Below are 25,193 nucleotides of genomic sequence, written 5' to 3'. Positions count from 1 at the left end.
ACAATGGCGACGTCGTGACGGGCGTTTTCATGAAGGACTGCTGCGACCGCGAGATCATCGCCTGGCGCGCCTGGGTCGGCCGTGGGTTGCCTGGTGAACCGGTACGCGACATGATGATCGAGGCGGTGGAGGCACGTTTTGGGAGCACTGACGAGCGAGCGATTACCCTGCAATTCTTGAGCGACAACGGCGGCGCTTTCCGGGCAATCGAGACGCACGCCTTGGCCCATGAACTGGGCATCAAGCCGGTACACACGCCAGTGAACAGCCCGCAATCGAACGGCATGGCCGAGAGCTTCGTGAACACGTTTAAACGCGATTACGTTGGCTGCATGGACCGCAGCAACGGCACCGTCGTGCTGGCCCAGTTGCCCGACGCCTTCAGGCATTTCAACGAGGTGCATCCTCATTCGGCGCTGGGCTATAAATCGCCACGCATGTTTAGAAAAGAGCGACCACGTCAGGCTCTGGAAACTGACGCTAATTAAGCATCAGGCTGTGTCCGGGAATAGCGGGGCAAGATCAGTGATTAAGCAGAGCGATGGGCACACTTAAAAGCCGTGGCCACTAGGCATCGGCTTTCCTGCCCGCTATGTGAGAGACATGAAGGCAAGTGGCTATGTTGCTGCGGCATTGCAGCGCCACGGTATCAAGTTGCATCGGTCGCGCCAGTGGTGTGGCCGTCATTATCGGTACGAAGCAGACCGTACATTAGGCAAGTACAGCCGTCTTCCGGCATCTTGTTGTCCCGTTGACCGGGGTGCATGATGCAAATTCGTCGTTGCACGTGCCGGGGAGACCACACACACAAGAAAAAGGCGCAGTGCAACCAGCATTGCGCCTAATTCAGAGGTCAGGAAGAATACACTTAACGTGCTTCTTGCGCCTTCAGGTTAAGACGGAACTTGTGAAGGAGCTTCGGCCGGGCTGTGCATCTTCGGCTTGACGATGTAGGTGCGAGGACAAGGCTTCCTCAACCTCGAACGGGAAGATATTCTCGCCTCCGCTGATGACCAGGTCATTCTTCCGATCGACGATGTACAGGTAACCTTCGTTGTCGAGATACACCAAGTCCCCGATGTAGAACCAGCCATCGTCCGTAAAGCGATCCGCTGTCGCTTCCGGCCGGCCCCAATACGCTGCCATCAGCTTGGCCCTGCGTAACGAGCTCGACGAAGCCGACCTGGTTATTGGCGCTGACGGCGTCAACTCTTTGGTCCGCAAGACACATCAGGTTGAGTTTGGAACTAAAATCCAGCTTCTAAGTAACAGGTTTGCCTGGTTCGGCGCGGAGCGGACCTTCAGTTATTTTACCGAGACTTTCAAGCAGCTCCCACAGGGAAGCTTCAACGCGCATCATTATCGGTACACGCCTGCGATGAGCACCTTCCTCGTCGAAGTAAATCACCAGACGTTTGAGCGCGTCGGATTCGGCGAAATGAGTGAGGAACAAACGAGAGCCTCTTGCCAGGAAGTCTTCGCGGAAGAGCTCGCAGGCGCCGACCTTGTGACAAACAAGTCCAGGTGGCGCAGGTTCCCGGTCATCAGCAATAAGAGGTGGTCAGTCGGAAATTGCGTACTGGTTGGCGATGCACTCGGGACCGCTCACTTCTCGATCGGTTCGGGAACACCCGTGGCCCTGGAAGACGTCCAGGTCCTCTCCCATGCTTTGGCAAACCACCCTTTGAACGTTAGCGACGCCTTGGCTGAGTATTAATCTACGCGCCGTCCGATCATCGCCAAACTGAAGGCCGAAAATCGGAGTGCTACCTAGTACGACAATTTCGACGAGCATCTGAAGTTGCCAGCATGGGACTTCGCGATGAACTACATTAGCCGCTCCGGACGGATCGATCTAGACCGCCCGCGCGCGATGTCCCCTCAATTTGTTGCGGGTTATGAAGCGTCTCGGTCCGGCGTCTCCAAGTAATCGAGCCAGTCCTAGCAAATATCCAAAGTGGATTCGGCGTGCTCATACGCGACCAGGCCCGACATGGAGAGAGGTCGCGTTCCCCGACGCCGAGCGTGTGGTTACGTTCCTCCAATTCGACGAACGAGTCGCTAGACGCGTGGACTCAGCTCGGGGTGCGGATCGCGTCACAGATACATGCCCCGATCATGATTGTCCTTTTGATTCAAATGCCAACAAGGGCGCACCGGTGACGCCTTGCAGCTCGTCGAAAGTCAGACCGGGCGCCATTTCGACGACACACAGGCCTTCCGGGGTTACGTCGAGCACGGCGAGATCGGTAAAGATACGGTTCACGCAGGCAACGCCGGTCAACGGATAAGTGCATTGGGGGACGATCTTGCTTCCGCCCGTCTTGGTCTGGTGATCCATCATGACGAAGACCTTCTTGGCGCCGAGCGCCAGGTCCATCGCGCCACCGACGGCCGGGATCGCGTCCGGAGCGCCGGTGTGCCAGTTGGCGAGGTCGCCTTTTTCCGAAACCTGGAACGCGCCGAGCACGCAGATGTCGAGGTGGCCGCCCCGCATCATCGCGAACGAGTCGGCGTGGTGGAAGTAGGCGCCTCCGGTGAGGATGGTGACCGGCTGCTTGCCGGCGTTGATCAGGTCTTCGTCTTCCTCCCCGGGCGCGGGCGCTGGGCCCATGCCGAGCAGGCCGTTTTCGCTGTGCAGGAAGACTTCACGGTCTTCAGGCAGGAAATTGGCCACCTTGGTCGGCAGGCCGATGCCGAGGTTGACGTAGGCGCCCTCGAAAATATCCTTTGCAACGCGGGCGGCGATCTGGTCTCGCGTAAAGCGGTTCATGCTGCCTCCTTCACGACGCGCTGGACGAAGATGCCCGGCGTGACAATGTTTTCCGGATCGAGTTCGCCAAGCGGCACGATCTCGTCCACTTGGGAAATCGCGACTTTTGCCGCCATCGCCATGATCGGGCCGAAGTTGCGCGCGGTCTTGCGGTACACGAGGTTGCCCCAGCGGTCGCCTTTTAACGCCTTGATCAGGGCGAAGTCGGCGTGGATGGGCGATTCGAGCACGTAGTGGCGGCCGTCGATCAGGCGCGTCTCCTTGCCTTCGGCCAGTAGCGTACCGTAGCCGGTGGGGGTGAAGAAACCGCCGATGCCGGCGCCGGCTGCGCGGATGCGCTCGGCCAAGTTGCCCTGTGGGGTCAGCTCGAGCTCGATTTCGCCGGCGCGGTAGAGCGCGTCGAAATGATGCGAGTCGCTCTGGCGTGGGAAGGAGCAAATGATCTTGCGCACACGCCTGGCGGCGAGCAAGGCCGCGAGACCGGTGTCGCCGTTGCCGGCATTGTTGTTGACGATCGTGAGCTCGCGCGCTCCCTGGCCGATGAGCGCGTCGATCAGTTGGGCCGGCATGCCGGCGTTGCCGAAGCCGCCGATCATGACGGTGGCGCCATCGTGTACGTCGGCGACGGCACGGGCCAAAGATTCGTAGATTTTGTCGATCATGTCTCCACCAGGATTAAATACTTGAAAGGCATAAGAAGATGACCGATAATCGAACCATTGATTGATAATCGGCCATCCAAGTTTAGTTGCGCGACAGCGTCATCGTCAAGAAAAAGCTCGTTTCTCGGTACGAACCGCTCTATGAAGAAATCGACAACGCAAATAAATGGCCATACGAGCGCAGCGGTCTACAAAGCGCCCAGACTGACCGTCGCTAAGCAAATTAATGCTATGACGAGCGCCAGTTTCGTGACTTCCCTTGCACGGGGCCTAGCCGTCATACAAGCTTTCACCGAGTCATGCGAGCCTCAGACGATGGCTCTGATCAGTAAAAAGACCGGAATCCCGCGGGCTGCCGTGCGGCGTTGTCTGTATACCTTGCGACAACTCAATTATGTCGAGGCTGAACAGAACAACTTCACGCTTAGCCCAAAGGTGCTTTCACTTGGACATTCATATTTCTCGGCTACGCCGCTCACCATCTTGAGCCAGCCCTACCTGGACTCGATCAGTCGTGAACTAGGAGAGTCATGCTCCTTGGCGGTGCTTGACGGTGACGAAGTTTTGTATGTGGCACGCTCGGCCGCCCCGCGTGTGATGACAGTGGGTCAGAGTGCGGGCAGCCGGTTGCCGGCCTACTGTACCTCGCTCGGTCGAGTGATGCTGGCCTACTTGTCGCCCAAGGAGCTCGATGCTTATCTTGCCCAAGTTCATATGAAGGCCATGACCTCTAACACGGTTAACACGCAAAAGCGCCTCCGGAAGATTCTCTTAAAAGTGCGGGAAACAGGGTATGCAATCAATGACGAGGAATACGAGCTCGGTTTGCGCTCCATCGCGGTTCCAATAATAGGAACTTCGGGGGAAATAATGGCAGCTCTGAACGTCGGCACACAGGCCAGTCTTATTAGTATTGAATCAATGAGGGAAAAAATCCTGCCAGTGCTGTTGCGCGGCGCTCAGGAGATCTCTTTGTTACTACGATAGAATTTACAAAAGCATAACAGCGCCGGAAAACCAATTACCGGAGAGTATCCCAAAAAAACTCTTTTCTGCTTTGGAGGTCGGTTCTATCGTCTGTTTCCGGACGCCTTATTTGTACGCAATGGCAATAAAGATACTTTCCCCGCATTTCGACCTATCCGGCTATGCAGTACAGCACTACTGGCATACCCGCTTCTACGCGGAGCCCAGAAATAGCTCGTTGCGACGCACGGTCGCTAATTTGGTTCGGTACTTTCGGATTAGCTTCTAATTCTGTCTCCCTGGGCCAATCCACCACGTCGGCGTCGAGCATGATCAGGTAGCGGATGCACGGCCTACGCCGTAGAGGATAATTTCAGGCTCACCTGATGAACCTGGCCTGTGCCCTAAGGACGGTAGCAACTTTGGCACCTGCCTAACTAAATGAGCGAGCTCGTCGCACCGCCCCTTGCTCAGTTATCCGTGCCACAACGGACTGGACTCTCAGTGCGAGTTCAAGAAGGTTCTGCGAGACATCTACATCCACCGGCCAACAACACGATCGATCGACCCTCGGGTCATACGGTTGACTCTCATTGACGCTGCGCTGTCCAGCGCCTTTTTGCTTCAGCACGTGGACGTGGACGAGGTCCTAGCGCGACCATGGTTGAGGGCGACATAACCAATGACTGTAATTCCCGACCGAAGTCGCCGCCAAATCCATGCCCCACACCCGGCACAGACTTGGTGCCGGTGGTGAGGCATCAATGGATCTCAGTGCACTCCAGTGGTCTTGTTCCCAGTGCCTTTCATACGGTACTTAGTTGACAGCTTCGAAAACGGCATCAATGTCATGCCTAATCTGCGCTGACTTTGGCTTCCTTAATTACTCTAGCCCAACGAGCACAGTCCTTCCTGACCATGTCCCGGAACTCAGCGGGAGGTGCGGAAATGTCCACGATGCCTTGCTGGGCCAGTTTATCCTTGATCTGGGTTTCGCCCAAAATCTTGCGAACTTCTTGGTCCAGCTTGTCGGTAATCGCTTTCGGCGTGTCCTTGGGAGCAGCCAATGCGAGCCATAACGAGCTGTCGTAGCCCGGAACTCCGGATTCCGCAATGGTCGGTAAGTCTGGGAAGTCGGCCATGCGACGTGCTCCGGCTGCCGCGATTGCCCGTACCTTGCCAGCCTTGATCAAGGACGCGACAGAGTTAATCGGACTGAACATTACGTCGATCTGACCAGCCATCAAGTCAGTAAGCGCCGGCATATTCCCCTTGTATGGGACATGCATCAGGTTCAATCCTGTGGCTGCCTTGAACATTTCTCCAGAAAGGTGTTGCGGCGTGCCGGCTCCCCCAGATCCGTAAGAAAGTCCACCGGCTTGCTTCCGGCCATAGGCGATCAGCTCGGCGACGGTCTTCACTGGCACCAGCGGATTTACCACCAGCACAATCGGCACGAATCCAAGTGGCGTCACCAGTGGAAGATCGTTGACACCGTCGAACTTGGCGTTCTTATAAAGTTGCGGATTTATGCAAGCCAAGCTATTCCCGGATAGCAGTAAGGTGTATCCATCCTTGGGAGACTTCGCCACCGCTTCGGCCCCGATGTTACCTCCTGCACCGGGCTTGTTCTCCACGATGACCGGCTGTTTCCATATCTGGCTTAACCTTTCACCTACAAGACGGGCGACCACGTCATTACTCCCTCCGGGTGCAAACGGCACGAAAATTCTGACAGGTCTCGACGGATAAGTTTCAGGTTGCGCAATAGCTGGTGTATGACACAGACTAAACAGGCCCAACATTACGGATACAGCGAAGAACTTTTTCATGATTGCCTTTCACGGTAACTTGATAGAGGTAGTTTTGGACTCGCCGCGCGTGTCCCAAACGATGATCCTCAGCATCTAAGGTGCATTCTCGGAGGATTCGGGCGGGTGAGTTGTGATTTACCGTCGCTTTTCTATGAGAGCTCGTCTGGCGCTACTTCCGCCTGTGTTGGACGACATACCATTGAGCAGCGGCGGCATCACTCTCAGAATCGGTGGCGGATGCCAACGATCGCGCCTCCCTGATGGCCGCCCGGGTTCACGGCGCCGCCCATGCCCAGCATGGCTGCGTCCTGGTTCTGCATGAAGGCGACTTCGCTATACAAATCCGTGCGCTTGGATAACGCATAACTGGCCAGGATGGTCAGCATGTTGGACCTGTTGGCGCTGCCGGCCGGGTCGTTGAAGTACAGCGACCCGGTCAGAGTAAAGGGGCCGCCGCTGTTATACTGGGCGCCTACCCAGTACAGGTCGGTGTCGCGGCGAGTCACCGGTGTTTCTGACCTCAGGCGCTGGTAGGATGCAAACAGTTTTACCGTCGCGATATTGTAGAGGCCGCCCGCCGCCATGCGTTCGGTGGTGTTGCGTTGGGTCGCGACCGATGTCCCGTTCTGACGGTCATAGACAACACCGAACTGTGCTGGTCCAAGCGCATAGCTAACATGGACGCCCATTTCCTTGCCGACCCGAGACGCGCCTGGGACTTCGCTACCACCCGCGATTAAGCTGTCGTACCCGGCACTGTACTGCGCACCGATGTTCAGCCCCCCAAACTTGCCGACATACTTCACTGCGTTGTCGGCGCGGCCGACATAAGCGGCATCGAACACAACAGCGGAGTAGCGCGTCGCCGTGACGGGATCGTACTGCACGCCGTAGTCATAAACAGTGCTCGTTTGCCGGCCCAGTTGGATTTCGCCCAGCGTCTTGTGGTTCAGGGCCACATAAGCGTGACGGCCAAACAGGCGGCCGCCCTGGCTCAGGGTACCGGTGTCGATCGCGATGCCGCTCTCCAGCGCGAACACAGCACTGAGCCCATTGCCGAGGTCTTCGCGTCCGCGCAGGCCAAAACGCGAACTCTGTGCACTACCTGACTGTACGCGGACCACGCTTTCGGTGGCCGATCCGACGTCGCCGATGCGTACTTTATCGACATACTCGACACCAGCATCCACGAGGCCGTACAGCTGAACGTTGGTTTGAGCATGGGCCGTCACAGAAAGTGCGGCGATTGCAGTTGCGATGCTGGCTCTTTTAAAATGCATTACTGTCTCCTTGTGATGAATCGTTTTTAAATTTTCTTGCTTACATGGCGGTCAGACTGTTACTGCTTGCCTTCCAGCACACGACCAGTGAACGCGTCTCTCATCCAAAATTTGCATCAGAGCCAACGGAAACGAGCCGCGCGTGAGCTTCCACACCCCGGCTTGCCCCCCCCCGGACCGATGCAGTATTAACGCGACAACGTTAGTGTCGCCACGCCAATCAGCACCATCGCGCCGCCTATCCAGGTGCGCGACGAAAGGATTTCCTTCTTCGCGAATAAAAAGTACCCAGCAGGGATCACCAGCAGTGGGGTACTCAGGGTGATCAGACTCGACAAAGCAACGTCGATGTAGCGCAGCGACCAGATCGCGCAGATCTGCGCGGAAATGGTAAGAGCGCCGCAGATCAAGAACAGGTGTACGCCACGCCGGTCAGCAGCGCGCAGGTTTTCAGGCACGGCGCGAATCTCCTGGCTGAACACGACGTGCAGCAAGAGCCCGGTGAGGGCCCCAAGCAGGGCGCCGGCCAGAGGCTGGTTCCAGTCCCGGATCGCCGCGCCCCGTACCACCGTACTGATTGCATACGCCAGCGATCCGCCCGTGCCGAGCATCAAGGTCGAGCCCTTGACCCAGCCGAACAGGTCGGCACGGGTGCGGGCAAGAGCGCCGTCACGCCCCTGCCCCCCTCCCTGCGGCGGGGTAAACATGCCTGGCACGTAGCCGATTAATGCCAGTCCGAGGATTGTGAAGACGATCGCGCCCAATCGGATCGGTGACAGAGTTTCACCGAGCGCGACCCATGCAATCAGGGCGGCAAATCCGGGGCTGCTGACCTGGAACAAGCTGGCCTTGGCCGATCCCATGCGCACCACCGCCTCGAAGAAGAACCAGCGCCCGAGATAGGTGGAAAAGGCTCCGCCGAGCATGAAGAAAAACGCAGCCTGCCAAGACCAGCCTAGGCTGCTTTTGGATAGGATCATTTGGACTGCCAGCAGCAGTCCGCAGAACAGCAGGTTGACCCCGACCGAAAGCAGGAACCCCAGATTCAGGCTGACCCTCTCGGACGCCCGCTTGATCACCAGCACGTTCGCCGAAAACATACACAGCGCGGCGGTGGCCAGAGCGATCCCGAAAAAATGCGGTGTCATCCTTGGACCGGAAGTTCGACGTCACGCCCCTCGCGTCCCGAGGCCAGCAGTGCCAGGCAGACCTGCAGGGTTGCGCGGGCCCACTGACCGTCATGTAGCGGCCGCACGCCCCCCGCCACCGCGTTGACCAATTCGTCGATGACCTCGAAGCGTGGTACCGCCGGCGCGGCTAAGGGATGATGTTGGCGCAGGTCGTCGCCGTACACCAGCACCCCGGACGGCAAGGGACGGATGTCCGCACGGTCGCAGGTGACGATCACTGGGCCAAAGTGCTGGTGCAATGCGGTCACCCGGCTGGCCGCTGGAGCTGCAGGCGGTTTGTACTCCGGCCCCCCATAAGTGCCCGCAGCCTTCATGCGTGCTTCTTCTTCGGGCGACTGCAGCGTGAGCAGGCGCCGGCGCGCAGAGCCATAGCTGTCTGGGTCCTTGGCGTTGCCCATCTCTCCAATCCAATTGGTCCATTCGTCTGAATCGAAGTGCGCGTATCCGCTATAGGTGAGAGAGGCAAAAGCGCCATCCTCGAACCACAACATGGCACTGTAGGCGCCCTCGGTGGGTCGCGACGGATCCCACGCGCCCAGCATCGCGCGCACTCGCACCACCGGGCTGCCCGCTATCAGGCGCACCACGTCGACCTGATGCGCAGCCTGGCTGAACACCACGCCGCCGCCTTCGTCGGTCATCAGTTCTTCTGGCCGCCGAGGGCGGAACAGGAAGTCTGTGTAGTTCAGTGCCTGGATCATCCGGACCTTGCCGAAGTCGCCGCTGGCCACTAACGAGCGCGCTGAAAGGTAGGGCGAGTCGAAACTGTGGCAGTGGCCGACGATCAGGTGCACCCCGGCTTCAAAGCAGGAAGCGATCATCTGGTCGCACTCGGCGAGGGAGAGCGCCATCGGTTTCTCAACCAAGACGTGCTTGCCGTTGCGCGCCGCCACCCGTGTATGTTCCGCATGGAACTGGTGCGGGCTGGCTATGTAGATGGCGTCGACCGTCGGGTCGCCGGCAAGCTGCTCGATCGTGTCGTACACGTTCGCAGAGAAATCCTTTGCGAACTGGGAACGGGCGGCCGGGCGCGGGTCGCAGGCGGCAACCAATTCGATCCTGGCATCGGTCAGAAAAGTCGGCAGCATCAACGTAAACGCGCGCCCCAGGCCCGCCACGCCCAGACGAATTAAGGGTTGTGTCATGGCCGCGTCCTTCTCAGAGATCGATCACGATCTGGTCGGTCTTGGCGCGCGAGACGCAGACCATGATTTGGTGCTCCATCTCTTCGGGCATCAGCACCATGTCGCGGTGATCGGCCACGCCTTCGACCAGGCGCGTGCGACAGGTGCCGCAGGTTCCGCTCTCGCAGGATGCGCGCACGTTGCAGCCGCCGGCGCGGAGCACCTCGAGGATGGTCTTGCCGACTGGGACCTCGAACTCCTGCCCGCTGCTCGCCAGCTTGACTGTGAACAGCTTGTCATCCTTTTTCGGCGCGCCGCCTTGGACGAAGCTCTCGAAGTGGATGTTCGCGGTGTTCCAGTGGCCTGCCATGTCGCGCACCGCTTCCATCAGGCCGCGCGGACCACAGCAGTAGATATGTTTGTTGCTCGGGCGTTCTAGCACCGGCCACAGGTCAAAAGCCTGCGCGGCGTCGCCACAGTCGTGGTGGATCACCACGTTCTTGCGCAGCTCGGGCGATGTCAATTCATCCAGGAAGGCCGTGGTTTCCGGCGACGGGGTAAAGTAGTACAGCTTCCACGGCGCCGGCGGCAGTTCGCCGAATGAGCGGATCATCGACAGGATCGGAGTGATGCCGATGCCGCCAGCGATGAAGATATAGCCAGCCTTGCTGTCGACGAGCGGGAAGGCGTTGTCAGGCAAGGAAGTCGGCAGGATATCGCCTTGCTTCGCCTCGTCGACCATGCTCATCGAGCCGCCCTGGCCGTTGGCATCGCGCTTGACGGTGATCACGTAACGGCTCAGGTCATTCGGGTCGTTGCACAAGGAATACTTGCGCAGCAGGCCATTAGGGGCCCTCACGGTCACGTGCGAGCCCGGCGTAAACGGCGGCAGGTCGGAGCCATCTTGGGCCACCAGTTCGAACGTCCGGATGCTGTCGGCAGCGTCATTGGCGCTCGCAATTCGCAGTTGCATCATCGCTTCAGTATTTGCTTGCATGTCTTTCTCCTTCCCGAGGACGGCATCGCGCCGCTCGTGGCTGATGGTTGACGTCGATTACAGCAGGCGCAGCGACAGGTCGATTGCACTGACGTCTTTAGTGAGCTTGCCGGTAGAAATGCGATCGACGCCGGTGGCCGCGATCGCGCGCACGCTGTCGAGGTCGACGCCGCCGGAGACTTCGAGCAAGGCGCGGCCAGCGTTGATCTCAACCGCACGGTGCATCACTTCGAGCGTGAAGTCGTCGAGAAGGATGCTAGTTGCGCCGGCTTGCAGCGCTTCGGCCATTTCGTCCAGGTCCTCGACTTCGATCTGGACGTCGGTGCAGGAGTCCAACGCGCGCGCTGCGCCCAGTGCCGCTGCGATGCTGCCGGCCGCCTTGATGTGGTTTTCCTTGATCAAGATCCCATCCCAGAGTGCCATCCGATGGTTGGCGCCGCCGCCTACCCGAACCGCGTATTTCTGTGCCTGACGCAAGCCGCCCAGAGTCTTGCGGGTATCCAGCAGCAGGCAACCCTTCGGATTGGGCGAGACGCCTTGGATCGCCTGCACGTACTGGCGGGTCCGGGTGGCTACCGCCGACATCATCTGCAGGAAGTTAAGGGCCGAACGCTCAGCGCTGAGCAGTGCGCGGGCCTGGCTAGAGATCGTGCACATGACCGCGCCTTTTGGAACCTGATCGCCGTCGCCAAAGTGCCAGTCAATGCGTGCGCTGGCGTCTAGCGTCTGAAAGCAGGCGTCGAACCAAGCACCGCCGCAAAGAGTAGCAGCTTCCTTGGCCGTGACTTGGGCAGTGGCGGACGTTCCCGGAGCTACCAGCTGCGCAGTCCAGTCGCCGCGGCCGATGTCTTCGTACAGCGCGTCGCGCACATTGCGCATACGCGCCAACTCGAGGGTTTCGTTATTCTCGAACATAGTCTTTACTTTTCGAGGCCGGGAGCGCCGGCCGTTAGCGGGCTGCCGGTCAGATCTTGTACGATTCGTAGGTCGCCGGGTGGAACAACTCTTCCACCGACATCAAGCGCTGCGACAGGCCTTGCGCATGGTGGGCTTGCACGAAGGTCTCGAGCGTCCTGCGGGCTGGCTCGACGCCGTAGGACCAATAGTCCGGGCCCATCAGGTCACGCGCGGCCTTGAGCTGCTCTTCGACGAACGGCAGGGTGACTTTGGTGGCCGAGGTGTCGGCCAGCTTGTCCAGCGCGGCTTTCTTCGATTGCTCGAAAGCCTTCATCACCGCGCCCGGCAGCCATGGATGCTCGGCAGCTAGTTCCTTGCGGACACCGACCACGTGCATGATCGGAAACACCCCCGTGCGCGCGTAGTATTCCTTCGCGGTCGCAGTCGGATCATCGAACAGCCAGCCCACGTTCGGGTTGCGGGCCGCGCCGCCGCCGGGCGGGCGAGGCGCGATGAAGGCGTCGATCTCGCCATCGTCTAGCATGTCCGAAATGGTCCGGTTGTCCGGTGCACTTTCCATCTTGACGCCTGGTGGCAGTTGCAGCTTGATTTTCTCAGGACGGCCTGGCTCATCGATGCCACCGCGCACCCAGGTCACGTCTTCCGGCGCCACGCCGTAGTCGTTCTGGAGGATCGAGCGGGCCCACACGATGGCGGTCAGCTGGTATTCGGGTACGCCGATGCGGCAGCCCTTCAGGTCTTCCGGACGCTTGATGCGATCCTTACGCACATAGATTGACGTGTGGCGGAAAGCGCGCGACAGAAATACTGGAATCGCCACGTATGGGCTTTCGCCCTTCGATGCCTTCACCAGGTAGCTCGACAGCGACAGTTCGCTAATGTCGAATTCGACGTTGCGAAATGCGCGGAAGAAAATCTCCTCCGGCGACAAAGTCATGTACACCGGATCGACGCCGTCGATTTGGACGGTGCCGTCGAGCAGGGGGCGGGTGCGGTCATAATCGCCCATGGCGACGGAAAGGTTCAGCTTAGCCATGCAGTGTGTCTCCTGTGGTTCTGGTAGGTCAGATTTATTCGTTCGGTTCGCTGGTGTTGTACGACGGCTCCAGCGCCTCTACCGGCTTGGTCCAGATGTACTCGGCCTCGAAGTTGCGCCAGTCGACGGTCTTCGGCACGACGGCCTGGTAGGAGACATCGCGGGCCGGGATCTTCAGGTCGCCGGTACCGATGGCCGGACCGCCCTTCTGGAACTCGGCGAGTGCGTCAAGCATGCGCTTCCGGAACTCGACCACCGCGATGTCGCTCGCGCCCAGGCGCTCGTCGCTACGATCGGCAATCGGGCCCATCGTCATCCACATCGCCAGGTCCTGATTCGGGAAGCCCGTAATTCCAGTGAAGTTGCCAGCCTTCATCTTCTCGCGGTCTTGCAGGAAGTTATTCTCACGATTACGCACGGAGCGGTAGTTTTCGTCCAGGTCGATGCCGACTTGCTGGCCCAGGAACTTGCGCCAGGTTTCGGTTTCAGGCGTCTGCGATGGGTGTCCCCAAGCGATGAAGTAGAAGGCCGTGTTGGTGTCGTCCATGGGAACGTTGATATTGGCGACGTTGTACAGGTTGTTCGGCGGGATAAGCGCAGTGGCTGGCGCCACGAAGATGGTCGAGCGAATGTAGTCGTGGGTATTGGCATTGACGATCGGACGGCGGAGCGCGGCGTAGCGGAAACCGTAGCCGGTGCGCTGGACCTGCATGCGCGGCGCCTTGTCAGTTGACGGACGCAGCCAGTTTTTATTTGTGGCTTCGGCGCCAGTCACGCGGGCCGGCACGAAGTCTGAAGAGTGCAGACTCGAACTATGGGCGGAGTCAATCGCGCCTTCAAGGATCTGCGCCCAATTGCAAGGGATCAAGACCTTGGCGACGGTGACGCGGGTTTCGTCAGTCGGCGCCCAAGCAGGTGGAGTGAATTCAGGCATGGTCTCTGCCGGACCCATATAGGCCCAGACGAAGCTGCCCCATTCCTTGGTCGGGTAGGCTAAGTGCTTGACCTTGTTGGCCATGCAGCTGGCCGCGGGCTCCGACGCCATCTCGATGATCGTGCCTTGGACGTCCATCTTCCAGCCGTGGTACAGGCAGCGCAGTCCCCCGTCTTCGTTACGGCCGAGCGCTAGCGAGGCCTTGCGGTGCGGGCAGTATTCGTCCATGACGCCGACCCGGCCTTCGGTGTCACGGAAGACGACCAAATCTTCGCCAAACAGGCGGGCGCGAACCGGAGTACCGTCCGGTTCGATGACTTCCTCGATGAGGCACACTGGCTGCCAATGGCGGCGCATCAGTTGGCCCATCGGCGCGTCACCTGTGACGCGGCACAGCAAGTCGTTTTCTTCTTTCGTCAGCATGTCTCTCTCCGGATTGTCGAATTGCCCACAGCGCTACGTGTTATTGGGCGGGATAAAATCTGATGTGAATAACCTTAGATCTCTAAGAATAAGTATAGGAGGGGAAATTGGGTTTGTCTAGCGATTTAGGTCATCTTTCGCTTGGGCCAGGCAGGAAAGGATCCGAGCGCAACATAGACGATGGTCGTAGTGCGCGGGGAGCTCATCCGTGAGCGATATAAAATTAACCGTCACAAACTGAACTGAAAGCGAACTTGTGCCCGTCTGAAGACATTGACTTTGTATTGCCGATCGAACCTCTCCTCCCGTGCTCCGTGGTGAGAGCACTGGACGCTATTTCATGCACATCGACCTTGTTTGGACGAAGCGAGTGCAAAACGGGAAAGGGAAAGGTACGAACACATGGAGGGCCGGTGTGCTATTTCGGCGCCGACATTTCGACGATACGTCTCGATTGCATGCGGTCGTTGCACTGACGGCGCCGCTGCGAGCGTACAGAAACCAGGAGGCTGTTGCCGCCGGCGCTGCACGAGTGTGCGCCGAGGCGACGAGGATAAAAAGGTCTAGACCGAAGGCATCTACGGTGGCGAACGCGGCCGCGACAATGAGCAAACACATCATATCCGCGTCGTACTTGCATCGCGCCTGGGCGATGGGCAACCGAGCGTACACACGAGTGGACTCTACGATGCCGCCATGCATTAGTGCATCACGACCGGAAGATTGTCCGCTGTTTCGTGTGATCGGCAATGCCGGTCCGCTGGAACTCTGGTTCGTTGGTACAGAAGCGTCCTCGCACATTCAAGACCGGGTTATCTCAACTGCGCGAGCTTCTTTATTTTCCTGCCGTCCTGGAAGCACGATGGAACTGCACATCAGATCGTCTAGTGATCGTCTGCTCACCAAAGACCGCACCGCGCCGATCGTCGTCGGTTTAAGCATGCGCAAGCAGCCCTACCTGCACTTTGGTGTTGCTAACATACGCAAGCCATATAAGCCGATTAACGCTGTGTAGGCTTAACGCAAGAGACGTATCTAACGATGGCATTATGCCGACATTTACCGGGCTGTCGGTCGTCGGAAAGGATGCAACGCGCGCCGGGTGGTCTACTTCGAGGCAACGCTGCGCGAGACGATGTTGCCTAGCTTGCGTGTGGAGGGCATCTTGCGTTCGGAGCGGCCAGCTTCGTCTTCGTCAGCCGCGAGGTTCTTGATCATCCCGAGCAATACTTTCCGCGTGGTACGGATGTCTTCTTCGTTCGTGCCACGCATGCTGATCTCGTTGACCTCGATCGCCAGCGGCACAAGCTTTTTTTCGAGCGCCCTGCCCTGCTCGGTCAGGAACACGTACATGTTCTTCTTGTTCTCAGGTGACTGGCGGCGCTCGACGTACCCGAGTTTTTCCATCCCGGTCAGCGCGCTGTACGTAGTTGGCTCCATTACCCCCGCAGCCTCGCTCAGTGCGCGCTGGGTGATTCCGTCCTCTTCCCAGAGGATGCGCAGGAAGGTCCAGTGACCAAACGATACGTCGTACTCGATCAGGCGGATCTGCAATGCGCGCACCAGTGCGCGCGTTGCGTCCTTAATCAGGTGGGCGAGACGATCGTCAAGTCCCTCGTCTTGCCAATGGTTGAGGATGGTCCGGGCCTCGTTTTTCGCCACTTTCTTGCTGCTGGTGCTCATAGTAGAATTGCTGTCTTATACGCAGTAAGCATGTGCGGTGAGAGGGTGCGATCGGCCACGCGCGCGGCCAGCACATCGTGACCGTCATTATAAGTGAACAGAAAGAGGCGTGACGCCTTGGCAGGCGCGCGGGTGAGCCACGCACGCCTGCAAGAGGTCACTCCGTCTCTGCAAACTGACTGATGCTGCGTTCAAACGCAGCCAGCACTTCGGTTTCGATCGCATGCAGTTCTGGGCTGCCATATACACGCGGATGCGGCAGGTTGATCTCAATGATTTGCGCGATCCGGGTAGGCTTGGGTGTGTACACGACGATGCGATCGGCCAGATAGCAGGCCTCGACGATGTCGTGGGTGACGAACACGACCGTGCGACGATCCTTGAGCCAGGCCACCACTAGTTCTGAACGCAGGCGGCGCGCGGTCAGCTCGTCGAGCGCGCCGAACGGCTCATCCATCAATAGCAGGTCTGGGTTACGAATATAGGCGCGGGCAATACCGACCCGATGCTGCATGCCACCGGAGATCTGATGCGGATAAAAGTCCTCATAGCCCGACAGATTGACTAGTTCCAGCACCTTGCGGATCCGTTCGTTCTCGTCGGGCACAGCGCGGCCCGACTCCGCCCGCAAAGCAAAGCGCAGGTTCTGCTGCACGGTGCCCCAAGGCATCAGCCGCGGCTGTTGGAATACATAGCCGTAGTGCGGTGTCTTCTCACTGACAGCCACTCCACCAACCTTCACTTCACCGCTCGTTTCCTTCAACAGGCCTGCGATGCAATTCAGAGTAACCGACTTTCCTGAGCCGGACGGGCCCAGCAGACACACAAATTCTCCGTTCTTGACGTCAAAGCTGACATCGTCGACCACCTTCAATGGGCCGGTCGCTGTGTCGAAGATCTTGGTCAGGCGTTTTATTTCGATACCACTCATGATGTCGTCCCCTATGCTCAGGCTTTTTTCCAGCGGGTGATGAAGGCCTCGATCGGTTTGATGACGAGCCACTCGGACAGCATCATCAGAAACACCAGCCAAAGCGTCCAGGCAAACACTTCGGCCGGACGGCTGAATTCCCAGCCGACGAACAGTTTGTAGCCGACGCCGCCGCCGCCCGCACCGCCCGCGAATAGTTCGGCTAGCACGCTGATCTTCCAGCACATGCCAAGCATGGTACGGCTGGCGCTGAGCAGATAGGGGGTCAGGCTTGGGAAAACGATATGGCGAAGTATCATCATGCGGTTGGCGCGCACCGATTGACTCATGCCCAGCAGCAGGCTGTCGACATTCTTGAGGCCGGCGGCCACGTTGAACGAGACGATCGGGAAGGCCGCGACCACGATCGTGAACACTACGGAGAACGGGGTCAGGCCAAACCAGATTAGTGCCATCAGGGCCCAGACCACATACGGGACGGTCTGCACGAAATTCAGGATCGGACTGGTGAATGCGTCGAAGCGTGCCAGTGCAAAGCCAACTGCCGTGCCAAAGATGAACGAGATCACCGCGCCGATCACCACCGACCTGAGGGTGGCCAGCGTGGCCGGTATTAACAAGCCCTCATGATGCAGTTGGCCAACGGTCTCCAGGATCGTGCCGAGCCGAGGGAAAACATAGGCTGGCTGGGTGGCGGCTATCAGCTGCCACAGCGCCACCAACACGATGTACGGCAGGATTGCCATGATTATATGCTTGAGGCGCATGCCCCACGCCGATGGCTTAGGGACGGCCGGAGCCAGGCCGGGGCCGGACGCGGCCGCGGCCGCGACGGTAGGTTGTTTCAACATGGTCGTCTCCATGAGTTACAGCTTGATCCAGAACTCGCTAGCCCTGACTGGCGTGCGCAACTGCTTGGCCTCCAGCATGCGGTCGTACAGGTTCTGCGCCGTCTTGACGGTGGCGGCATCGTTCGGCGTCTTGATGATGTTCGGAATGTACGGGAGCAGCAGTTCCTTCACTTGCGCTGGGCTGAGCTGGATTTCGGGCTGAACTTCGGTCAGGGCCTTCGCGGCTGCATCGGTGTTGTTGCCCATGTTGGCCAGCGCCTGTTCCATGATGGTCACGAACTTGGTGACGGCAGCACGGTTCTGGGTCACGAAATCCTTGCGGCCCGAAATGACCAGCGCCAGGAATGGCTCCTTGTAATGAGCTTGGTAGAGCTCGCCCGGCTTGAACACGACCTTCACACGGCCGCTCTTGAGCGCCGGGCTCAGGTAAGGTTCATAGATCGTGGCAGCATCGATTTCCTTTTTGTCGAGGGCCAAGAGGATGGCCGACGGCGGTAGGGTGGACACCTTGACGTCGCGCATCATGTCGACGCCGGCTAGCTTCATCGCAGCATACGTGGCGCCGTAGTTGGTGCCTGACAGCGATACCACGCCGAAGCGCTTGCCCTTGATGTCTTGCGGGGTCTTCAGGGGCGAATCGTTCGGTGCGACCACGGCCCAGATGTCGGCCGGGGTCACGGCGCGCAGCACCTGCACCGGAACACCCGAGGAGTACAGCTGGGCCGCATTGATCGCGCCCATGTTGATGTCTATATCGATCGCGCCACCCTTGAACGTGTCGTACTTTTGGTTCGACTGGACGAAATTCTTGACCTCGATGTCCAGGCCGGCGCGCTTGAACGAGCCGTCCTTGATGGCGAGCGCCAGTGCTGCAGCTGAGACATCGCTCGATACGGTACTGCCGACGATGATCTTGACCTGAGCGTGGGCAGGCAGGGCCATGGCGGCACTGACCAAAACTGTGGCTGCGGTTCGCAACGCGAGGGTGGCAAACTTTTCGATTCCGTGCTTCATGTGGTGTCTCCTCAGATGTCTTCGTTTAAGTGAGATATCTAACTCGCCTGCCCGATTGGGCCGTGGGTCAACGGGATCGTGTGCCCCGTTTTGAAACCGTTCATCAAAGAGCGGCATCGACCCGGCTTTATTTAGATCTCTAATATTTAGATCTCTAATCAAAATATAGAACATGCCGCGAGCTTTGTCCAGCGAGATGTTACGAAGACGCGAAGATCGTTGTCCTACGTGAACTTGTGATGTTTCCATTTGGAATATCAGGTGGAAATCACGTGACACCGAGCACGCTTTACTCGACAGATTTCGTCATTCCCGTACTCATCGACGGGGCGTAGCCGGGGCGCACCTGAACATCAATTAGCACCGATTTGCCCGCACGTACCTTCACGATGGCGTCGGCCAGCGCCGGCGCCAACTCCTTGCGCGTGAAAATCGGACCGATACCCTCAAAGCCCTGGGAACGCGCCATGCCCGCCAAATCGACCCTCGGATTGCCGATGCGCTGACCGATCCAGCGGTTCTCGACCGGACGTTCGCGATCGAGGGCAACCCGCTCCTGGTGCACCTCGTCGTTAAAGAAGGACTGGTTGTTCGCAACAATGACCAGCATCGGTACCTGCAGAGCGGCGGCGCTCCACAGCGCCGTATTACCCATCAAGAAGTCACCATCGCCGATGATGGCCACCGGTAGGCGGTCGCTATCCTTCAACGCTATCGATGCACCGACCGCCATGCCGGGCCCGGAACCGATTCCGGCACCGCCGTCGTAGCCGAGGTAGTCGAGCGGGTGTTCGAAATGCCACAGGTCCCCGCTCCAGCCTAGCGGGAGGCGGATCAGGCAGGCAGGGCTTCCTTCTAGGCAGTCACTCAAGGTATCGGCCAGCAGCGGCATGTGGATGTCATCCGCGCCATCGTCGGCGGCGCGCGGCCGGGCCGCCCGTCCCGCGGGGCTGGCAGTGGCCGCTTTGACTTGGCCCAGTTCCGCCAACAGCGTCCGAACCACGCTAGCGGGCTCGGCCGCTGCGTACAAGTCGCAAGGAGGCAGGTCCTGATGGTCCAGACTGGCCGCATTGTGCAAGGTGTGGTCGAGCGAGACCTGCAACACCTTAGCCGAGACTTCTTCGCCGCCCCATGCCTGCTTGAGCGCGCCCTGCAGGTCGACCCAGTCCAGGCTAAGGATGACGTCGGCCTGTTTCAGCGTAGCAGTAGCGTCCGCGCTCAAGAACACCGAGGGGGCGTGCGGATGCAGTGGGTGGGAGGTCGGGAACGCGGCGCCCACCTTCAGGTCGGTGAATACCTGCGCCTGAAGCCGCTCGGCGAGCTCGATCCGCTGCTGCCATTCGGACTCATCGCGCGAGACCCGTCCGACCAGCAGGACGGGGCGCTGCGCGCCGGCCAGCAGCTGCGCCATCTTCTTGACCAGTTCGGGATTGGCGTAGGGCGCGGCCGTCGGCGCATAACGTTCAATATTTGGCAGCACAGGTGCGCCATCGAGCCGGGTCTCCTGCATGGTGACATCCAGGCACACATAGACTGGCGCCTTGGGCGCGGTCTCGGTGATCTGGCGCGCGCGCCGCAACGAGGTCATGCTCGCCTGCAGCGAGACTGGCTGGTCATCCCATTTCACGAACGAACGCACCATTGCGCCAGCATCCTGAGAGGTATGGATCCAGTCGATCCATGGGCGCCGCTTGGCGGCGTCGACCGGGCCGTGCGCGCCCAGGATCAGCATCGGCACCCGGTCGCACCAAGCGTTGTAAATCGCCATGCTGGCGTGCATCAAGCCGACATTGCTGTGGAGGATCACCGCCAGCGGCTTGCCGGTCACCTTAGTGTAGCCGTGCGCGATCGACACGGCATGTTCCTCATGCAGGCACAAGACGATCTGCGGATTCTGGTTGCCGTTATAGTTGACTAGGCTGTCGTGCAGACCGCGGAAACTCGAGCCCGGATTCAGGCAGGCGTATGGGATGTCGAATTGACGCAGCAATGCGGCGATGGCGTCGCTGCCCCACCATTGCTCGATTGTGCTGGGGATTGGCTCATCACGGCGGAAAGCGGCCGGGGCGCGGTTGTCAGGAATGGTAGTCATGTTGTAAGTCCTCTTTTGGTAATTGGGCAGTCGGATCAGAGCTGGATGTTGACACTCTTGATTTCAGTGAAATCGAGCAACTCTTCTAAGCATTCCTCACGCCCAAGGCCAGAGTGCTTGCTGCCGCCGAACGGCACCCCCAGATAATGGCGACTAGTCTGATTGACCCATATGAAGCCGGCCTCCAACTGACGCACCGCTTTGTGCGCGCGCTTCAGGTCGCGCGTCCAGATCGAGGCGGTCAGGCCGTACTCGGTGCCGTTAACGTGGCGGAACATTTCCTCTTCATCACTCCAGCGGAAGACCGACATCACTGGACCGAAGATTTCTTCGCGCGCGATCCGCATGTGCGGCTGCACATCCGCGAAGATGGTTGGCTGGACGTAAAAGCCCCCGCGCAGCGCCGGCTCGTCTGGCCGGGCGCCGCCCAGGACCAGGCGAGCGCCTTCATCTCTGGCCGAGGCGATGAACGAAAGTACCCGGTCGCAGTGGACGCGGCTTACTAGCGGGCCCATGGTGGTGGCCGGATCAGTCGGATCGCCCGGGCGGTGCATTTGCGTAACACGCTCGGCAATCTTGGCCAGCACCTCGTCGTGTATCGACTCGTGCAGGAAGACCCGGCTGGTCGAGCCGCAGGATTGCCCGGCCCAAGTGAAGTTCATGCCGCGTACTGCACCCTGGACCAGCGCCTCGATGTCGGCATCCGGATAAGCCACTAGAGCGTTCTTGCCGCCCAGTTCGAGCAAAGTCGGCTTCAGGGTTTCGGCGGCGCTACGCAGGATCGCCTTGCCGGTGCCTACGCTGCCGATCAGGGTGACCTTCCTGACTAGCGCGTGGGAAGCGAGTACCTGACCGCATTCCTTGCCGCCGGTCAGCATATTGAACACGCCCGGTGGGAACACCCCGTCCAGCAGCTCCGCCAACTTCAGGCACGATAAAGGCGCTTGGTCGGGTGCTTTCACGATAACGGTATTACCGGCGGCCAGCGGAGCCGCAATCTTGGCCGCCGCATACATTAATGGGTGGTTGTAGGCGACGATACGGGCCACGACTCCAAGGGGCTCGCGCACCGTGTAATGGAAGCTGTCATCGGCTACGGGAATGGTATCGCCCTTGAGCATCGGGATCATGCCCGCGAAGAACTCGAGTGAGTTGGCCGCCACATGGGCGTCGGAGACCATCTCGGCGACCGGGTTGCCGGTATCGATTGCATCGACCATCGCGAGCTTATTCGCATGGGTACGCAGGATCTCGGCCGCTTTGCGCAGGCATGCGGCTCGCTGCGCGGGCGCCACCGCTTTCCAAGCTGGAAACGCGCGGTGCGCGGCCTCGATCGCAAGTTCGGTGTCGACTGTTCCGGCCTGAGCCACCGCCAGGATCGTCCCCCCGGTGGCTGGATTCACCGTCTCCTGGTAGCGTGCATCGGCTGGCGTCTGCCATTTACCATCGTAGTACAGGTCTTGGTGACGTGGCAGGCACTCGGCGAGGTGAGCGGGTAGGTTCATGGTCGGTCTCCGGATGGGGATGAATAATGGTGATGGCTAACAGTATGCCGTTCGGTCACATTGATCAAGATTGATTGCTTGATCAATGTGAAATACCTGTTCGGCGCGTCTGCGGGACCGTATAGTTGTGGTGCATCCACCCGATTGCCTTCTATCGTTCGTTATGGCCCATCAAGTTTCTACCGTTTCCAAGGATTACCTATCCGCGCAAGATGCAGTGCGACTGTTAGATGTGCGCATGCAAACGCTGTACGCCTATGTCAGCCGCGGTTGGATACACAGCATTGCCCAAGCCGGGCGAAAAGACCGGCTGTATGCCCGCGCCGATATCGAAAAGGTCAAGGCGCGTTCGCTGGCACGTTCAGGACACGGCGCGGTGGCTGCCTCGGCGATGCACTGGGGCGAGCCGATCATTCCTACCACGATCACTCAGATCACGTCCGAGGGGCCGCTCTACCGTGGGCAGCTGGCAACTAGGCTGGCGAGCAGCGGCATCCTGTTTGAGGAAGTGGCCGAGCTGTTGTGGAATGGCGCACGGGGCGCACCCGGCCTGCGCTGGCCGCGCTATGCCCAGTCTGAGCACCTGCGCCTGTTCGCCGGGTCGATCGCGGCGCCGGCCTCGAACGACCAACTGATGGAGCTGTTCGCGCTGTTTACGATGCAGCTGGGCCTTTCCCGCGGGCATGCCGCGGGCCAGGCAGACAGAGGGGACACGCTGGCCGCTGCGCGCGAGTTGATCCAGACAATAGCCGGCTGCTTTGGCTACGCTTCGCAACGGCGCGCCTACTACCAGTTGCGCAAGGGCCATTCGATTGTGGAAGGTCTGCTCGGGGCGCTCGAGATTGCAGATAGTGCCGAAAACCAAGAGGGGTTGAACGCGGCGCTTGTGGTGCTCGCCGACCATGAACTGTCGCCGAGTTCTTTCGCGGCGCGTATTGCCGCCTCCAGCGGGGCTACCCTGCATAGCTGCTTGGCTGCGGCGGTGTGCACGAATTCCGGAGCGCAAATCGGCCGCCTGTACAGTCAGGTGGAACAATTTCTGATGCGCGCGGCTACGCACAACGCACTGTTTCGCCGCGCCAGCGAGCTCCAGGCGCGCAGCCTGGCCGTCCCCGGTTTTGGCCATCCTCTGTATCCGCAGGGCGATCCGCGCGCGCGCTTGATTCTAGACCTGATACAGAAGCGCGAGGGGCGAAGCAGGCGGTTGGACGTCATCGAGCGATTCATCGCTGATGTGCAGGATCGGCTGGGCCTGTATCCGCGCCAAGAGCTGGCGCTCGTACTTCTGGGCATCGCAATGGGCCTGCCTAAGAATACGTCGGGTGCTCTATCCACGCTGGCGCGCACGGCCGGCTGGGTCGCGCATGTGCGCGAGCAGCAGCTATCCGGCGCGTTGCTTAGGCCACGCGCAAAGTTTGTCGGTCAGGTTTAGGTGCGACCTGTTGGTTGTGATTACCGTAGGTGCAAACGTTCGACGAGGGTATGCACGACTGTCTATGTGCCTTGCAGCGCCAGCCTTTCACAGATTGGTGCTGAATCACCTCATCGTCCAAAACACTTCCGCCAAACGTAGACCGTACGACAGGAACACTGAATTAGCCGGCGCGCCGGTGAGGAGCTAGACGTACCCATTCAACGCGGCTGACCATGTGGTAGTTGTATCCAGCGGGACTGGACATGCCATCGTGGATCAAACAATCGAGCGTCTGGGCAACGAGCTATGTGTCTCTGACCGTTCCGCATTTCGTAGCCGTGGACCACATTCTGTCGTCGAGTACGATGATTGCGACTATTCCTTTGCGCTATGCGATGGCCCGCACCAAGCCGTTCGCCCTGCGCTATGTGCCGCATCCGCTGCCGGAAATCAACATCAATTTGTTCTGGCACGCGCGGTTTAACGAGGATCCGGCAAACAAACGGCTACGCGATCTGGTGTTCGAAACGGTCGCGGATGGTAAAGGGCATGGCATTCCTACGGCCCATCGGATGCATCACCAGCACAATGGATGAAAGTGCAAAAACGAAAGGCATCTCGGGAGCTGTAGGACAGGAGGCGTTGAGGTTAGCTGATGAGGCCACACAGCACTTTCTCGCTGCAGTTACCTAATCCGAACGTGACTTTAGTGTCGAGAAGCGGAGCAGCCAACCGCACTTTAGTCTCCGTTGTCGACCTACGTGCATGGCCAGTTAAAGCACGATTTCCTCAAGAACAGTTTCGAATTGCTTGGCGCGTTAAAATCAGACGATGAGCCTTTCACTTAACCACGCAGCCGCGCTCCGCACAATCACTCATCAGCAGATGTTGGTAGATGTTGGCATCGTGCTGGAAAAAGCGTATGGCGGTGAATATGCAAAGAATTTCTTGGATGAAATGAATATCGCTGCGTCGGTTGTCCAGCGTGTGCTTACCCGAACTGGCCTTCGGCCAATGAGGCGCCGCGATCCCCCAAGTTGATCGAAGAGGGTTGTCGTTTCGGACAACTTATCACTTCAGAAGAGGAACGCAATCAGCGGGAAGATCCAGATAATCCAGTCACACGCATACACTCGGGCATACGCCCCGGACGCAACGCGCTGATAGACTACATCGGCAATCCTGAGCGAGCTTGGCGTCAACCATATCGCCATAAACCCAAGGGCGACGCGCAGGTCCGAGGCCGACGTGTTGCAAGAGTTGGCGGAGCATGTGCTGCCGCTGTTTTCATCAACTGACTTATGCGAATGCAGCGGAGGATTCGCTAAGAATCTTCCGCTGCGCCCAGGCGCTTTTGAGCGCCGAAGCAAATCCTGACTACTCGACACGCGTTCTCACTTCTAATGCGGAGAAATGCCGCCCCCCACTTCATGTCATCTGTAAAAGCAAACAGACGCTGTGAATCGCCCCGGGTTTTGTAGAGGCTCCATTGTTTGAGAGAATGGAGCTATGAAAAAGCAACCCAAGTATTCCCCTGAAGTCATCGAGCGCGCCGTGCGCATGGTCAGCGAAGCCGGCAGCCAGTA

General features: G+C 59.3%; 23 protein-coding genes. 6 read left to right on the top strand and 17 right to left on the bottom strand.

All coding sequences use genetic code 11. From position 1 onward, the window contains the following. Nucleotides 1-488 (top strand): integrase core domain-containing protein (locus C2862_RS24480; protein WP_210736124.1); only part of this gene is annotated, 488 nt, incomplete at its 5' end. Between the two features lie 400 nt (nucleotides 489-888). Here C2862_RS24480 and C2862_RS24475 read toward each other — a convergent pair. Beyond that, the gene (locus tag C2862_RS24475; RefSeq protein ID WP_136223586.1) at nucleotides 889-1,146 is read right to left on the bottom strand and encodes an AMP-binding protein; all 258 of its coding nucleotides are present in this window, start codon (nucleotides 1,144-1,146) and stop codon (nucleotides 889-891) included. Nucleotides 1,147-1,150: 4 nt separating this feature from the next. Here C2862_RS24475 and C2862_RS24470 point away from each other — a divergent pair, with 4 nt between their 5' ends. Further along, nucleotides 1,151-1,717, top strand: a complete 567-nt coding sequence (locus C2862_RS24470; RefSeq protein WP_168710163.1) for an FAD-dependent monooxygenase — start codon at nucleotides 1,151-1,153, stop codon at nucleotides 1,715-1,717. A gap of 399 nt (nucleotides 1,718-2,116) precedes the next feature. On the opposite strand, the gene C2862_RS24465 is transcribed toward C2862_RS24470, so the two are convergent. Continuing rightward, complete coding sequence (locus tag C2862_RS24465) at nucleotides 2,117-2,773, bottom strand: CoA transferase subunit B (RefSeq protein WP_136223582.1); 657 nt, start codon at nucleotides 2,771-2,773, stop codon at nucleotides 2,117-2,119. After that, nucleotides 2,770-3,435 carry a 3-oxoacid CoA-transferase subunit A gene (locus C2862_RS24460; protein WP_136223580.1) on the bottom strand — a complete coding sequence of 222 codons (666 nt, stop codon included), beginning with the start codon at nucleotides 3,433-3,435 and terminating at the stop codon, nucleotides 2,770-2,772. The genes C2862_RS24465 and C2862_RS24460 overlap by 4 nt, the downstream gene beginning before the upstream one ends. A 141-nt stretch (nucleotides 3,436-3,576) precedes the next feature. Between C2862_RS24460 and C2862_RS24455 the strand changes: the two genes are divergently transcribed. Next, nucleotides 3,577-4,422 (top strand): IclR family transcriptional regulator C-terminal domain-containing protein, encoded by an 846-nt coding sequence (locus C2862_RS24455; protein ID WP_136223578.1) that lies wholly within the window; start codon nucleotides 3,577-3,579, stop codon nucleotides 4,420-4,422. An 833-nt stretch (nucleotides 4,423-5,255) separates the two neighbouring features. Here the strand turns inward: C2862_RS24455 and C2862_RS24450 are convergent. From C2862_RS24450 to C2862_RS24415, 8 genes are all read right to left on the bottom strand, one after another. After that, nucleotides 5,256-6,233: a tripartite tricarboxylate transporter substrate binding protein gene (locus C2862_RS24450; protein WP_229467592.1), complete on the bottom strand. Its 978-nt coding sequence runs from the start codon at nucleotides 6,231-6,233 to the stop codon at nucleotides 5,256-5,258. A 203-nt stretch (nucleotides 6,234-6,436) separates the two neighbouring features. Beyond that, nucleotides 6,437-7,495, bottom strand: a complete 1,059-nt coding sequence (locus tag C2862_RS24445; RefSeq protein ID WP_136223576.1) for a porin — start codon at nucleotides 7,493-7,495, stop codon at nucleotides 6,437-6,439. Between the two features lie 188 nt (nucleotides 7,496-7,683). Further along, on the bottom strand, nucleotides 7,684-8,643 hold the full coding sequence (locus C2862_RS24440; RefSeq protein ID WP_136223574.1) for a DMT family transporter: 960 nt from the start codon (nucleotides 8,641-8,643) through the stop codon (nucleotides 7,684-7,686). Beyond that, a complete protein-coding gene (locus C2862_RS24435; RefSeq protein WP_136223571.1) occupies nucleotides 8,640-9,830 on the bottom strand; it encodes a Gfo/Idh/MocA family protein in 1,191 nt (396 codons plus the stop codon). The genes C2862_RS24440 and C2862_RS24435 overlap by 4 nt, the downstream gene beginning before the upstream one ends. A 13-nt stretch (nucleotides 9,831-9,843) precedes the next feature. Further along, nucleotides 9,844-10,806 (bottom strand): PDR/VanB family oxidoreductase, encoded by a 963-nt coding sequence (locus C2862_RS24430; RefSeq protein WP_136223569.1) that lies wholly within the window; start codon nucleotides 10,804-10,806, stop codon nucleotides 9,844-9,846. Nucleotides 10,807-10,863: 57 nt separating this feature from the next. Next, nucleotides 10,864-11,721, bottom strand: coding sequence for a carboxylating nicotinate-nucleotide diphosphorylase (gene nadC, locus C2862_RS24425; protein WP_136223567.1), 858 nt, complete (start codon nucleotides 11,719-11,721; stop codon nucleotides 10,864-10,866). A gap of 49 nt (nucleotides 11,722-11,770) precedes the next feature. Further along, on the bottom strand, nucleotides 11,771-12,760 hold the full coding sequence (locus C2862_RS24420) for an ABC transporter substrate-binding protein (RefSeq protein ID WP_136223565.1): 990 nt from the start codon (nucleotides 12,758-12,760) through the stop codon (nucleotides 11,771-11,773). A 34-nt stretch (nucleotides 12,761-12,794) separates the two neighbouring features. Continuing rightward, entirely contained in the window at nucleotides 12,795-14,117 is a 1,323-nt protein-coding gene (locus tag C2862_RS24415) for a Rieske 2Fe-2S domain-containing protein (protein ID WP_136223563.1), read from the bottom strand. An 862-nt stretch (nucleotides 14,118-14,979) separates the two neighbouring features. Between C2862_RS24415 and C2862_RS25440 the strand changes: the two genes are divergently transcribed. Beyond that, nucleotides 14,980-15,132 carry a hypothetical protein gene (locus tag C2862_RS25440; RefSeq protein WP_168710162.1) on the top strand — a complete coding sequence of 51 codons (153 nt, stop codon included), beginning with the start codon at nucleotides 14,980-14,982 and terminating at the stop codon, nucleotides 15,130-15,132. A 92-nt stretch (nucleotides 15,133-15,224) separates the two neighbouring features. On the opposite strand, the gene C2862_RS24410 is transcribed toward C2862_RS25440, so the two are convergent. The 6 genes from C2862_RS24410 to C2862_RS24385 all read right to left on the bottom strand — a co-directional run bounded on the left by C2862_RS24410 (nucleotide 15,225) and on the right by C2862_RS24385 (nucleotide 22,193). Continuing rightward, nucleotides 15,225-15,800, bottom strand: a complete 576-nt coding sequence (locus C2862_RS24410; RefSeq protein ID WP_136223561.1) for a MarR family winged helix-turn-helix transcriptional regulator — start codon at nucleotides 15,798-15,800, stop codon at nucleotides 15,225-15,227. 157 nt (nucleotides 15,801-15,957) lie between these two features. Then, on the bottom strand, nucleotides 15,958-16,731 hold the full coding sequence (locus C2862_RS24405) for an ABC transporter ATP-binding protein (RefSeq protein ID WP_136223559.1): 774 nt from the start codon (nucleotides 16,729-16,731) through the stop codon (nucleotides 15,958-15,960). 17 nt (nucleotides 16,732-16,748) lie between these two features. Beyond that, nucleotides 16,749-17,582, bottom strand: coding sequence for an ABC transporter permease (locus C2862_RS24400; RefSeq protein ID WP_229467591.1), 834 nt, complete (start codon nucleotides 17,580-17,582; stop codon nucleotides 16,749-16,751). Nucleotides 17,583-17,597: 15 nt separating this feature from the next. Next, complete coding sequence (locus C2862_RS24395) at nucleotides 17,598-18,524, bottom strand: ABC transporter substrate-binding protein (protein ID WP_168710161.1); 927 nt, start codon at nucleotides 18,522-18,524, stop codon at nucleotides 17,598-17,600. A 361-nt stretch (nucleotides 18,525-18,885) separates the two neighbouring features. Beyond that, nucleotides 18,886-20,688 (bottom strand): thiamine pyrophosphate-binding protein, encoded by a 1,803-nt coding sequence (locus C2862_RS24390; RefSeq protein WP_136223556.1) that lies wholly within the window; start codon nucleotides 20,686-20,688, stop codon nucleotides 18,886-18,888. Between the two features lie 35 nt (nucleotides 20,689-20,723). After that, complete coding sequence (locus tag C2862_RS24385; RefSeq protein WP_136223554.1) at nucleotides 20,724-22,193, bottom strand: aldehyde dehydrogenase family protein; 1,470 nt, start codon at nucleotides 22,191-22,193, stop codon at nucleotides 20,724-20,726. 238 nt (nucleotides 22,194-22,431) lie between these two features. Here C2862_RS24385 and C2862_RS24380 point away from each other — a divergent pair, with 238 nt between their 5' ends. Both C2862_RS24380 and C2862_RS24375 read left to right on the top strand, forming a co-directional pair. Next, nucleotides 22,432-23,625 carry a citrate/2-methylcitrate synthase gene (locus C2862_RS24380; protein ID WP_229467590.1) on the top strand — a complete coding sequence of 398 codons (1,194 nt, stop codon included), beginning with the start codon at nucleotides 22,432-22,434 and terminating at the stop codon, nucleotides 23,623-23,625. A gap of 245 nt (nucleotides 23,626-23,870) precedes the next feature. After that, nucleotides 23,871-24,203, top strand: a complete 333-nt coding sequence (locus C2862_RS24375) for a hypothetical protein (protein WP_136223552.1) — start codon at nucleotides 23,871-23,873, stop codon at nucleotides 24,201-24,203. The last annotated feature ends 990 nt before the right edge of the window (nucleotides 24,204-25,193 follow it).

It is taken from the genome of Massilia sp. Mn16-1_5 (genome assembly GCF_004798585.1).
Classification (GTDB): Bacteria; Pseudomonadota; Gammaproteobacteria; order Burkholderiales; family Burkholderiaceae_D; genus Telluria.
Note: the sequence above shows the minus strand (reverse complement) of the source record. Positions and strands in the feature narration are given on the sequence as shown.